10 protein-coding genes are annotated in these 12989 nt (G+C 65.3%); 8 read left to right on the forward strand and 2 right to left on the reverse strand.

Annotation, left to right across the window (positions count from 1 at the left end):
- Positions 1 to 27 precede the first annotated feature (27 nt).
- From QYH69_RS00685 to QYH69_RS00715, 7 genes are all read left to right on the forward strand, one after another.
- A complete protein-coding gene (locus QYH69_RS00685) occupies positions 28 to 1221 on the forward strand; it encodes a phosphoglycerate kinase (protein WP_308830014.1) in 1194 nt (397 codons plus the stop codon).
- A gap of 449 nt (positions 1222 to 1670) precedes the next feature.
- Complete coding sequence (pyk, locus tag QYH69_RS00690; protein WP_075158555.1) at positions 1671 to 3110, forward strand: pyruvate kinase; 1440 nt, start codon at positions 1671 to 1673, stop codon at positions 3108 to 3110.
- A gap of 342 nt (positions 3111 to 3452) precedes the next feature.
- Complete coding sequence (gene fba / locus QYH69_RS00695; protein ID WP_308830015.1) at positions 3453 to 4517, forward strand: class II fructose-bisphosphate aldolase; 1065 nt, start codon at positions 3453 to 3455, stop codon at positions 4515 to 4517.
- Positions 4518 to 4749: 232 nt separating this feature from the next.
- The gene (locus tag QYH69_RS00700; RefSeq protein ID WP_308830016.1) at positions 4750 to 5640 is read left to right on the forward strand and encodes a phosphoribosylaminoimidazolesuccinocarboxamide synthase; all 891 of its coding nucleotides are present in this window, start codon (positions 4750 to 4752) and stop codon (positions 5638 to 5640) included.
- 47 nt (positions 5641 to 5687) lie between these two features.
- A complete protein-coding gene (gene purE, locus QYH69_RS00705; protein WP_075155862.1) occupies positions 5688 to 6212 on the forward strand; it encodes a 5-(carboxyamino)imidazole ribonucleotide mutase in 525 nt (174 codons plus the stop codon).
- Between the two features lie 29 nt (positions 6213 to 6241).
- Complete coding sequence (locus QYH69_RS00710) at positions 6242 to 7480, forward strand: 5-(carboxyamino)imidazole ribonucleotide synthase (RefSeq protein ID WP_308830017.1); 1239 nt, start codon at positions 6242 to 6244, stop codon at positions 7478 to 7480.
- A gap of 15 nt (positions 7481 to 7495) precedes the next feature.
- Entirely contained in the window at positions 7496 to 8623 is a 1128-nt protein-coding gene (locus tag QYH69_RS00715; protein WP_308830018.1) for an L-threonylcarbamoyladenylate synthase, read from the forward strand.
- 153 nt (positions 8624 to 8776) lie between these two features.
- Here QYH69_RS00715 and QYH69_RS00720 read toward each other — a convergent pair whose 3' ends face one another.
- Both QYH69_RS00720 and dacB read right to left on the reverse strand, forming a co-directional pair.
- Positions 8777 to 9934 carry an SGNH/GDSL hydrolase family protein gene (locus tag QYH69_RS00720; RefSeq protein ID WP_308830019.1) on the reverse strand — a complete coding sequence of 386 codons (1158 nt, stop codon included), beginning with the start codon at positions 9932 to 9934 and terminating at the stop codon, positions 8777 to 8779.
- Between the two features lie 489 nt (positions 9935 to 10423).
- Positions 10424 to 12067, reverse strand: a complete 1644-nt coding sequence (gene dacB, locus QYH69_RS00725; protein WP_308830020.1) for a D-alanyl-D-alanine carboxypeptidase/D-alanyl-D-alanine-endopeptidase — start codon at positions 12065 to 12067, stop codon at positions 10424 to 10426.
- A 256-nt stretch (positions 12068 to 12323) separates the two neighbouring features.
- On the opposite strand from dacB, the gene QYH69_RS00730 reads away from it, so the two are divergent.
- Positions 12324 to 12986: a response regulator gene (locus QYH69_RS00730; protein ID WP_308830021.1), complete on the forward strand. Its 663-nt coding sequence runs from the start codon at positions 12324 to 12326 to the stop codon at positions 12984 to 12986.
- Positions 12987 to 12989: the final 3 nt, after the last annotated feature.

Consider the following 12989-nt stretch of genomic DNA (forward strand, 5'->3'; position numbering starts at 1 on the left):
TTCCAATCAACTCGCAAACACATGTCCATGAGCCACGTATTGCGTCTCTCCGATCTGATCGCCGAAGGCAAGCTGTCCGGCAAACGCGTGTTCATTCGCGCCGACCTCAACGTCCCGCAAGACGACGCGGGCAACATCACTGAAGACACCCGTATCCGCGCATCGGTGCCCGGCATCAAGGCTGCACTCGATGCCGGCGCGGCCGTCATGGTCACGTCGCACCTGGGCCGTCCGACCGAGGGCGAACTGAAGCCCGAAGACTCGCTTGCGCCGGTCGCGAAGCGGCTCGCCGAACTGCTCGGCCGCGACGTGCCGCTCGTGCAGCACTGGGTCGAAAACGGCGTGAACGTCGCGCCGGGCCAGGTCGTGCTGCTCGAAAATTGCCGTACCAACAAGGGCGAAAAGAAAGATTCCGACGAACTCGCGCAAAAAATGGCGAAGCTCTGCGACGTCTATGTGAACGACGCGTTCGGCACCGCGCACCGCGCCGAAGCAACGACGCATGGCATCGCGAAGCATGCGGCCGTCGCCTGCGCGGGGCCGCTGCTCGCCGCCGAGCTCGAGGCGCTCGGCAAGGCGCTGGGCGCGCCGAAGCGGCCGCTCGTGGCGATCGTCGCCGGTTCGAAGGTGTCGACCAAGCTCACTATCCTGAAGTCGCTGGCCGAGAAGGTTGACCAGCTGATCGTCGGCGGCGGTATTGCGAATACGTTCATGCTGGCCGCGGGCCTGAAGATCGGCAAGTCGCTCGCCGAAGCCGACCTCGTCGAGGAAGCGAAGGCGATCATCGAGCAGGCCAAAGCGCGCGGCGCCTCGGTGCCGATCCCGACCGATGTCGTCACGGCGAAGGAATTTGCGCCGACCGCGAAGGCCGAAATCAAGAAGGTCGCCGACGTGCAGGATGACGACATGATTCTCGACATCGGCCCGGAAACCGCGAAGGTGCTGGCCGCGCAACTCGGCAAGGCCGGCACGATCGTCTGGAACGGGCCGGTCGGCGTATTCGAGTTCGACCAGTTCGGCAACGGCACGAAGACGCTCGCCGACGCGATCGCGAAGTCGCCCGCGTATTCGATTGCCGGCGGCGGCGATACGCTCGCGGCAATCGCGAAATACGGCATTCACGACAAGGTCAGCTATATCTCGACGGGCGGCGGCGCCTTCCTCGAATTCCTCGAGGGCAAGAAGCTGCCGGCCGTCGAAGTTCTCGAATCGCGGGCCTGACCGTGGCACAGCGCTCTCCTTCCAGCACCACTCGAAAAACGCGTTCCTCGTCGCGTGCGGGATCAACGGCAGGAGAGCGCGCAACAAAAGCGAAAGACGGTGCGCGGCCGCGGCGAGCGGCCGGCGAACCGATGATCGAAGCACAAACGGCAGCCGACGTTGCCGTTGCCGATGCACCCGAAGTGGCGGTGCAAACCACCCCCGCTTCGACCACGCCTGCGCACCAGCCGCAGGCGCACAATAGCCAGAACACGCAGAACACGAATAGCGCGGCCCACCGCGCGGCAATACCCCAGAACCCGACGCCGATGCCGGCCGCCGCGCTTGTCGTACGCGGCAGGACCAGCAGCGCAAACGGCGCATTCGCCCCGGCAGTCACCGTCGGCGCGCAGCCTCCGCATCCGACTCAGAGCGCACTTCCCAGCGGTTCAACCCACACGAGGAGACTCATGCATCGCGCCACCAAGATAGTCGCTACCATCGGCCCGGCTTCCAGCACGCTGGAAACCCTGAAACAAATGATCGAGGCAGGCCTCGATGTGGTGCGGCTCAACTTTTCACACGGCACCGCCGACGACCACCGTCAGCGCGCCGAATTCGTACGCGAAGCGGCCCGGCAAGTCGGCCGCGAAGTCGGCCTGATGGCCGATCTGCAAGGCCCGAAGATTCGCGTCGGCAAGTTCGAGAACAGCAAGGTCACGCTCGTCGCCGGTAATACGTTCATTCTCGATGCGGGTTACGAGGAACTCGGCAACGACGAGCGCGTCGGTCTCGATTACAAGGACCTGCCGCGCGACCTGAAGCCGGGCGATGTGCTGCTGCTCAACGACGGCCTGATCGTGCTGAGCGTTTCGCGCGTGATCGGCAACGAGATCCACACGGTCGTGAAGATCGGCGGCGATCTGTCGAACAACAAGGGCATCAACCGCCAGGGCGGCGGCCTGACCGCGCCCGCGCTGACCGCGAAAGACATGGAAGACATCCGCACGGCGATGTCGCTCGGCGCGGATTATGTCGCGGTGTCGTTCCCGAAGAACGCGACCGACATGGAGATGGCGCGCCAGCTCGCGAATATCGCGGGCGCGCCGTACAACATCAAGCCGAAGATGATCGCGAAGATCGAGCGCGCCGAAGCGATTCCTGCGCTGCAAGGCATTCTCGACGCGTCGGACGGCATCATGGTCGCGCGCGGCGACCTCGCAGTCGAAGTGGGCAACGCGGCGGTGCCGGCGCTGCAAAAGCGCATGATCAAGATGGCGCGCGATTCGAACAAGTTCGTGATCACCGCGACGCAGATGATGGAGTCGATGATCCATGCGCCGGTGCCGACGCGCGCCGAAGTGTCCGACGTCGCGAACGCGGTGCTCGACGGCACCGACGCGGTGATGCTGTCGGCCGAATCGGCGGCCGGCAAGTATCCGGTGCAGACGATCGAAACGATGGCGGCGATCTGCGTCGAAGCGGAGAAGTCCGAGCACGTCGAACTCGATCGCGATTTCCTCGACCGCACGTTCACGCGCATCGATCAGTCGATCGCGATGGGCGCGCTGTTCACCGCGTATCACCTCGGCGCGAAGGCCATCGTCGCGTTGACTGAGTCCGGTTCGACCGCGCTGTGGATGTCGCGCCACTGGACGCATGTGCCGATCTTCGCGCTGACGCCGCGCATCGGCAGCGAGCGCGCGATGCAGATTTACCGCAACGTGAACCCGCTGCATCTCGACAGCTCGACCGATCGCGACATCGCGTTGCAGCAGGCGCTCGAAGTGGTGGTCAGCAAGGGCTATGCGGCGCGCGGCGATATGGTCGTGCTGACGGTCGGCGAGCCGATGGGTCAGGCAGGCGGCACGAACACGCTGAAGATCGTGCGCGTCGGCGAGCCGTACTGATCGACCGGACTGGCAGGACGCAGGAAACCCGCGCGGGAAACCGCGCGGGGTGCAAGCGCGGCGCGGGATGGAGCGCGCCGCGGTAAAGACACTTAAAAGAATCACGCCCGCAACCGGCTGACCGATCGCCTTGCAACGCGACGTCAGCGCATCAACGGCATCGCGCGGCGGGCCGCCAATCCCGGGAGAGGCGGCGCACCCCACAGCAGGCGCGCGTCGAACGCACGACGCGCGGCGCTCGTCCGGTGCGCACGGGAACGCGACCTGCTTCACGTAAAATTGCGCTTTCGACGCAAAGATGCCGCGGGCCAAGGTTTTCGTTTGAAATCCAAGGAGTAGCAAATGCCTCTCGTATCAATGCGTCAATTGCTGGACCACGCGGCTGAAAACGGCTACGGCTTGCCGGCTTTCAACGTGAACAATCTCGAGCAGGTGCAGGCGATCATGGCGGCGGCCGATCAGGTTGGTTCGCCGGTGATCATGCAGGCGTCGGCCGGTGCGCGCAAATATGCGGGCGAGCCGTTTCTGCGTCATCTGATCGAAGCCGCGGTCGAGTCGTATCCGCACATCCCGGTCGTGATGCACCAGGATCACGGGCAATCGCCGGCGGTGTGCATGGCGGCGATCCGCAGCGGTTTCACGAGCGTGATGATGGACGGCTCGCTCGAAGCGGATGGCAAGTCGGTTGCATCGTACGAGTACAACGTCGACGTGTCGCGCAAGGTTGTCGAAGCGGCGCATTCGATCGGCGTGACGGTCGAAGCGGAACTGGGCGTGCTCGGTTCGCTGGAAACGATGAAGGGAGACAAGGAGGACGGTCACGGCGCCGAGGGCACAATGACGCGCGAGCAACTGCTGACCGATGTCGAGCAGGCCGCCGATTTCGTGAAGCTCACGCAGTGCGACGCGCTCGCGATTGCGATCGGCACGTCGCACGGCGCGTACAAGTTCTCGAAGAAGCCGACCGGCGATATCCTGTCGATCCAGCGCATCAGGGAAATTCACGAGCGCATTCCGAATACGCACCTCGTGATGCACGGTTCCTCGTCGGTGCCGCAGGAACTGCTCGCTGAAATTCGCGAGTTCGGCGGCGACATGAAGGAAACGTACGGCGTGCCGGTCGAAGAGATTCAGCAAGGCATCAGGCATGGCGTGCGCAAGATCAATATCGACACCGATCTGCGCCTCGCGATCACCGGCGCGATCCGCCGTTACTTCGTGCAGAATCCGTCGAAGTTCGATCCGCGCGATTATCTGAAACCGGCCCGCGAGGCGGCGAAGAAGGTGTGTGTCGATCGTTTCGTCGCGTTCGGTTGCGAAGGGCAGGCCGGCAAGATCAAGCCCGTCGCGCTGGACAAGATGGCGGAGCGATACAAGGCGGGCGAACTCGCACAGGTGATTCGCTAAGGCCAAAGCAGTCGAAGAGGCGCATGCGCGCGGGCGGCGACGCGGTTTGCAACGCGGTTGCAGCGCGGTTGCAACATTCCCCGCCCGCGCGCCGTGTAGTTCGAAGGTGCATCGCCGTTCCCGCTTGCCCCGGGGAACGGCGTTTTCCCTTTGCTGTTCGCCTTCACGTTGCACCCTTTGTCAGGGCAGTGTTTTTGCCTCATTTTCAGCACTTTTTTTACGAGCCACGACGATGTCTACCCTTTACGAATCCACGCTCCGCTCGCTGCCGCTGCTGGGCCGCGGCAAGGTCCGCGACAACTATGCGGTGGGCAACGACAAGCTGCTGATCGTCACGACCGACCGTCTGTCGGCGTTCGACGTGATCATGGGCGAGCCGATTCCGGACAAGGGCCGCGTGCTGAACCAGATGGCCGACTTCTGGTTCGAGAAGCTCAAGCACATCGTGCCGAATCACCTGACGGGCGTCGCGCCCGAAACGGTCGTCGCGCCGGACGAAGTGGCGCAGGTGAAAGGGCGCGCGGTCGTCGTGAAGAAGCTCGAGCCGATTCTCGTCGAAGCGGTCGTGCGCGGCTATCTGGCCGGCAGCGGCTGGAAAGACTATCAGGCGACGGGCGCGATCTGCGGCGTCGAGTTGCCGCCCGGCCTGCAGAACGCGCAGAAACTGCCCGAGCCGATCTTTACGCCGGCCGCGAAGGCCGAGATGGGCCATCACGACGAAAACATCACCTATAACGAAATGGAGCGCCGCATCGGTACCGAGTTATCGGCGACGATCCGCGACATCTCGATTCGCCTGTACAAGGAGGCCGCCGATTTCGCCGCGACCCGCGGCATCATCATCGCGGATACGAAGTTCGAATTCGGCCTCGACAACCACGGCAAGCTGTATCTGATGGACGAAGTGCTGACGGCCGATTCGTCGCGCTTCTGGCCGGCGGACGAATACAAGGTCGGCACGAACCCGCCTTCGTTCGACAAGCAGTTCGTGCGCGACTGGCTCGAAACGCAACCGTGGAAGAAGGAGCCGCCGGCGCCGAAGCTGCCCGACGACGTGGTCGCGAAGACGGCCGGCAAATACCGCGAGGCGCTCGAACGGTTGACCGGGCAGACGCTCGCCTGAAGGACGCGTGAAAACGCATCAAGGACGCATGAAGGAATCCGTAGAACATGAGTGAAGTTCAAACCGCCGCAGTACATGCTCACGACGCGCCGCTCGTCGGCGTGCTGATGGGCTCCAGCTCCGACTGGGACGTGATGAAGCATGCGGTCGCGATGCTGCAGGAGTTCGGCGTGCCGTACGAGGCGAAGGTCGTCTCCGCGCACCGGATGCCCGACGAGATGTTCGCGTATGCGCAAGGCGCGCGCGAGCGCGGTCTGCGCGCGATCATCGCCGGCGCGGGCGGCGCGGCGCATCTGCCCGGCATGCTCGCTGCGAAAACCACGGTGCCGGTGCTCGGCGTGCCCGTTGCGAGCAAGTATCTGAAGGGCGTCGATTCGTTGCACTCGATCGTGCAGATGCCGAAGGGCGTGCCGGTCGCGACGTTTGCGATCGGCGAAGCGGGCGCGGCGAATGCGGCGCTGTTCGCGGTGTCGATGCTCTCGGGCACGCTGCCCGAATACGCGGACAAGCTCGCCGCATTCCGCGTGCGTCAGAATCAGGCGGCGCATGCGATGGTGCTGCCCTCGCTGTGAACCCATCGGATCCCGAAGCGACTTTGAATATGAGTTCTGACAACACCCCGGTTTCACCGATTCTGCCCGGCGCATGGCTGGGCATGGTCGGTGGCGGCCAGCTCGGCCGCATGTTCTGCTTCGCCGCGCAGGCGATGGGTTATCGCGTCGCCGTGCTCGATCCGGACGAAACGAGCCCGGCCGGTTCGGTCGCGGACAAGCATCTGCGCGCAGCCTACGACGACGAAGCAGCGCTCACCGAACTCGCTCGGCTGTGTGCGGCGGTCTCGACGGAATTCGAGAACGTGCCGGCGGCAAGCCTCGATTTTCTGGCGCGCACGACGTTCGTGAGTCCTGCGGGACGCTGCGTCGCGGTCGCGCAGGACCGGATCGCGGAGAAGCGTTTTATCGCCGCGTCGGGTGTGCCGGTGGCGCCGCATGTGGTGATCGAATCGTCCGATGCGCTCGCCGCGCTCGGCGACGCCGCGCTCGAAGCGGTACTGCCCGGCATTCTGAAAACCGCGCGCCTCGGCTACGACGGCAAGGGCCAGGTGCGCGTGAACAATGCCGACGACGTGCGGCAAGCGCATGCGTCGCTCGGCGGCGTCGCCTGTGTGCTCGAAAAGCGGCTGCCGCTCAAGTTCGAGGTGTCGGCGCTGATCGCGCGCGGCGCGAACGGCGCGTCGGCCGTCTACGCGCTGGCGCAGAACACGCATCGCAACGGCGTGCTGTCGCATACGATCGTCCCCGCGCCCGATGCGAGCCCGACACTCGTCATGCAGGCGCAGCAGGCGGCGCTGCAGATCGCCGCGAAGCTCGGCTATGTCGGCGTGCTGTGCGTCGAGTTCTTCGTGCTCGAAGACGGCTCGCTCGTCGCGAACGAAATGGCGCCGCGGCCGCACAATTCAGGCCACTACACGGTCGACGCGTGCGCCACGAGCCAGTTCGAGCAGCAGGTGCGCGCGATGACGGCGATGCCGCTTGGCGACACGCGCCAGCACTCGCCGGCGGTCATGCTCAATATTCTCGGCGACGTGTGGTTCCCGGGCAGCGCGAACGATGCGAAGAGCGCAGGTGCGGCGAAGGGCGGCGCGCACTGCGGCGCCGCGGTGACGCCGCCATGGCACGAAGTGGCCGCGATGCCGGCCGCGCGCCTGCATCTGTACGGCAAGGAAGAGGCGCGGCCGGGCCGTAAGATGGGCCACGTGAATTTCACTGCGGCGACGCTCGACGAAGCGCGCACGGCCGCTCGCGATTGCGCGCGGCTGCTGCATATTCCGACGAGCTGAACGCCGGTTCCGATCATGCCGGATCAATCGAAACAGCCAGATGGCAAAGCGGGCACATCGGCGTCTCGCGATGGCGTCGCCGGCGTGAGCGGGCGCGACCGGGACGCTACGCCTGCGCCTTCGTCTTCGCCAATCGACGCCGCGCAAATCGAGCGCGCGGCAGCCTTGCTCGATGCCGGCGAACTCGTGGCGTTTCCGACCGAGACGGTCTATGGTCTCGGCGGCGATGCGCGGAGTCCCGAGGCTGTCGCGCGCATTTACGCGGCGAAGGGGCGTCCGGCCAATCATCCGGTGATCGTGCATCTCGCGCCGCATGGCGACCCGCGTTACTGGGTCGACCATCTGCCGGCCGACGCGCAGCGGCTGATCGACGCGTTCTGGCCCGGCCCGCTCACGCTGATCCTGAAACGCGCGGCGCATATCCCTGCTGCCGTCAGCGGCGGGCAGGATTCGGTCGGCTTGCGCTGTCCGTCGCATCCGGTCGCGCAAGCGCTGCTCGATGCGTTCAGCGCGCGTCGCGGCGGACATGGCGGCGTCGCGGCGCCGTCGGCAAACCGTTTTGGTCACGTCAGCCCGACGACGGCGCAGCACGTGCGCGACGAGTTTGGCGCGGCGATTCATGTGCTCGACGGCGGGCCGTCGAATGTCGGCATCGAATCGACGATCGTCGATCTGTCACGCGGCTTTCCGGCGCTGCTGCGTCCCGGACATGTGACGCCGCAAGACATCGCCGAGGTGCTCGGCGAGATGCCGCGGCTGCCCGATGGCTCCGATGCGACGGCGCCGCGTGCATCGGGTACGTTGAAGGCGCACTATGCGCCGCGCACGCCGCTCGCGCTGTTGCCGTTCGATGCGCTCGAGCCGCTGCTCGCGGCTGCGCGCGATGCAGGCGAGCGTGTCGCACTGGTCGCGCGCGCTTCGCGCGCGGGGCGTTGGGCCGATGCCGATGGCGTTCACTTCGTCGCCGCGCCCGAAGACCCGCATGCCTATGCTCGCGATCTGTACGGACTGCTGCGCGCGCTCGATCGCGCAAACGTCGCGCGAATTCTGATCGAGAAGCTGCCGGATACGCTCGAGTGGATCGCGGTCAACGATCGGCTCGGCCGCGCCGCGGCTGCATTCGAGGCATCGGGCGCCGACTAGGCGCGGAAAAAATGCTTAGCCAGGCGAACGGGTTGGGCATTCTTATCTGGCGCGACACGCGTGAAAAAATAGCCGCGTACTCGCGTACTCGTGTACTCGTGTACTCGTGTACTCGTGTACTCGCGTGCCGACCGCCGCGCTACGCCTCGCGCTTTACTTCCCAAGCCCCGTCGCCGCGATGGCCTGCTCGACGTTCGCCGCGAAGAGCGCGTGCAAATGCGTAGTCGGGTGAATCGTATCGGCGAACATGTAGCTCTGGTCCGCGCCCGCCACCGTGTAGAGCTGCGGCGAGCAGAACAGCGACGACGCAAACGCGCTCGGATCCGATTCGCCGAACTGCTGCGCCGCGGCCTGCATCTCCGCGAGCTTGCACGCGGTGCCCGTATTCGACACGGTAAATCCGTTCGCCTGATAGTTCGCCACCGCGTTGTCGATCCACTGATCGGTCTGCACGTAGATGACCTTGCTCATCAGGCCTGTGACGGCGAGCGTGCCCGCGAGCGACTGATTGAACGCGCCGACGAGCGTCTTGAACAATTGCTGACCCGACGGTCCGGAACTGACACCGAGCGGTGCAATGGCAATATCGGGGACATTTGCGACCACGACATGCGTCGCGCCGGCCGCGAGAACCGGCGCGATCACTTGCTGCACCATTTGCTGCGCGGTTGCGACGAGCGTATTGGCCTGCGCGCTGACTGCCTGAAGCGTCGCCGTATTCACATCGACGCCTTGCGCGACGGCCGCCTGAATCGTCGCTTGCGCGGTTTCTGCCGCGACCAGCACGTCGTTCGCGCCGCCTTCGACGAGCACCAGTTGACCGGCATTGAAGCCGCCGCGCGCGGACAGGTAGTTCTGCACCTGTGTCACGAGCGGCACGGTCGTCGCTTGCGCATACGGAGGCAGGTTCGCGGGCGCATGTCCGATGCCGTTCGGGCCGCTCACGAGCGAGCCGCCTTGCGCATAGTCGAGCCCCGTCGATGCGACGAGCGGTTGACCGAAGCCGCCGAGATAAGCGGGCGTCAAGGTGCCGCCATAGTATTCGGCGACTTTCTGCGTCCAGACTTCGCCGGGATTCGTCGTAAACCGGCCGCCGCCGAAGTTCGCCGTGATGACCGGAGAATAGGTGCCGGCGTCGGAAAGGCTCGTGCCGAACGACACGACCTGCAGATTGACGCCGCCCGCCGGCGCGCTGCTCGTGTTGCTATTGTTGTCTCCGCCGCCGCATGCGGCGAGCACCGCGAATGCGGCGCTCGCGATACCGATCTGCGCGGCGCGCCGCAGGCGGGACGGCTGTGATGCTTGCTTCATGTTGTCTCCGGTCTTCTCGTTTATGTAGCGGGCTCGGAGCCCGTATGCCCGCAAGATTGGCGCGCCGCACGCGATGCGAGCGGCGTCTCAACGCCTGTTCGGTGCTGCGCGCTCGTCCGGTTGAACGGCATGTCGAACCGATACTTGAGTGCAATGCGATGTGGATCGCGGCATGCTGGCCCGGCTACACGGGCTGCTGCAACGCGATGACCGACGCAAAGATAGGCGCGAGCAGTTCCATATTGAGTGGCATTGACGTCTCCCTCCTGGGCGCGCGCGACTGCATGCCGTTACGTCGTCGCATGCTGCCGCTGACGCGATCGTTGTAGTTTGATTTTCATAAGCGCATTGACCGCAACGCGCTGCGATGAGTCGCAACAGGCCACGTTGGCCACGTAGACCACATTGCCCGCGTAGATCGCGACGAGCGCTGCCCGACAGGGTACACGCTTCGCTCTGCGCGCGCGCACGCGTTGCTAGAAGGATTCCTCAATGCGCGCCGCGCTTCGGGTTTTTCCTTAGCTTGCTGCGCCGCGGCTCAGTTGCCGGTTGGGCAGCGGGTTCGGCGAGCGATGCGGTCAAGGCCGCCTGCGGCCCTTGATAGACCCATTCGAGCAGGCTGTCATGCGCGGCGCGCGCGGCTTCGGCATGCGGATCGTTGATGAGGCTCACGACGACATAGCTGAAGCCATCGGCCGACGCGACGTAACCGGCAATCGCGCGTACATCGCGCAGCGTGCCGGTCTTGATATGCGCATTGCCGTTGACGGGCTCGCGCGTCAAGCGATGGCGCATCGTGCCGTCGACACCCGCGATCGGCAGCGAATCGACGAACACCTGCGCGACCGGGCTTGCGTTGGCCGACTGCAGCACGTCAGCGAGCGACAGCGCCGTGACCTGCTCGTTGCGCGACAGGCCCGAACCGTTTTCGAGCGTCAGATACTCGGTCGGCAGTCCGCTGCCCTGCATGAACGAATCGATCGCGCGGATCGACTTCGCCGGCGTCGCGGGCGGTTTGTTTTCGACGGCGCCGATCGTCAGGAACAGATTGCGCGCCATCGTGTTGTTACTGAATTTATTGATGTCGTGAACGATGTCTGACAGTACCGGGCTCAGATGCGTGGCGACGAGCCGCGCGCCGACCGGTACTGCGCCTTCGCGCGTCGTGCCGCTGAAGGTGCCGCCGGTCTGCTTCCACAGCGCGAGGAAGCCGCCTGCGAAAAAAGCCGAATGATCGAGCGTCGCGACGTTGATGGTCCGGTCGCCGCAGCGCATCGGGTAATTGCCGTCGAACGATGCCGTGACGAGGCCGCCCGCTTCGGGCGTGACGACCGGATTGAGCGCGCTCAGCTCGCCGCGGCACGGACCGCCGGTCGCGCGCAGACGGTTGTCGATCTGCAGTTGCGCGAGCGCCGGCAGTACGTCGATTGCGACGTGGCCATCCGGCGACGGCGTCAGCGTGAACGACAGCGACTTGAATGCATACAGCAGCGGGTCCGGGCCGACGTTGTACGGCGCTTCGGTGTCGTCGTCGAAAGCGGGCAGGTCGCGCGTCGACGGATCGAAGAAACGCTTGTCGAGCACGAGCGCACCGTCGATGCCGGTGATGCCCGCGCGGTGGATTTTCTGCACGAGGTCGATCAGTTCCTCGGGCACGAGCTTCGGATCGCCGGTGCCCTGGATGTACAGATTGCCGTGCAGCACGCCGTTCGGATCGACGTTGCCGTCCGCGTACGCGGTCGTGCGCCAGCGGTAATCCGCGCCGAGCATCGACAGGCCCGCGTAGGTCGTGACGAGCTTCATCGTCGAGGCCGGCATCATCGGCTTGCCGGCATTCAGTGCAAGCATCGGCGTGCGATCGCCGACCTTCTCGACGACCACGCTGACCGCCGACAGCGGCACATGCGCGCGCTGCAGGCCTGCCATCACGGCGGGCGGCAGTTCCGTCGTCACATTGACCGACGGGTGCTGCGTTTTTTTCCGTGCCTGCGCGGGCGCCGCGCAGACGAGCGCGGCACATGCGAACAGCACGGCCGCGCTACGTGAAAAATATCGTGCGTACGAAGAAACGCGGGCAGGGCGGCGGGAGCGACGAGGGCCGCGAATAAGCGCAGAAAATGATGCGAGCGTCATGTACGGTCGATCTTCGGAAAAGCTTTCGTATTCGGGTCTTGCTACGGCGCGCCGCCCACGCCGTGGATTGTGTGCGGCCGGCACCGGCAGCGCAAGCGCGGCGTGCGCGTATGAAGCGCAAATGCAACTACGTGCCGGCGCGCAAAAGCGCTCATTGTAGAGAGTTGCCGCGCCGCTGCGCAAAAAAGCCGCTCGTCGCGAGCTTTCGTAAGCGGGCGCTAGAATGCAGGCTTCTCCTCCGCGGATTACGAAAGCCATGCGCATACTGCTTGTCGAAGACGACCGGATGATCGCCGAAGGCGTACGCAAGGCGCTGCGCGGCGAAGGCTTCGCGGTCGACTGGGTGCAGGACGGCGAAGCGGCGCTCAGCGCCGTCTCGGGCGAACCGTACGATGTCATGTTGCTCGACCTTGGGCTGCCCAAGCGCGACGGCCTCGATGTGTTGCGCACGGTGCGCACGCGCGGCCTGTCGGTGCCGGTGCTGATCGTCACCGCGCGCGACGCGGTGGCCGATCGCGTGAAAGGCCTCGATGCGGGCGCCGACGACTATCTCGTGAAGCCGTTCGACCTCGACGAGCTCGGCGCGCGCATGCGTGCGCTGATCCGCCGCCAGTCGGGTCGCAGCGATTCGACGATCCGCCACGGCGCGCTCACGCTCGATCCGGCGTCGCATCAGGTGACGCTCGATGGCGCGCCGGTCGCGCTGTCCGCGCGCGAATTCGCGTTGCTCGCCGCGCTGCTCGCGCGGCCCGGCGCGGTGCTGTCGAAAAGCCAGCTCGAAGAAAAAATGTACGGCTGGGGCGAGGAAATCGGCAGCAACACGGTCGAGGTGTATATCCATGCGCTGCGCAAGAAGCTCGGCGCGGACCTGATTCGCAACGTACGCGGCCTCGGCTACATGATCGCGAAGGAAGCCTGACAC

Origin of the sequence: Paraburkholderia sp. SARCC-3016, from assembly GCF_031119615.1 — a bacterium.
In the GTDB taxonomy this organism is placed as follows: Bacteria; Pseudomonadota; Gammaproteobacteria; order Burkholderiales; family Burkholderiaceae; genus Paraburkholderia.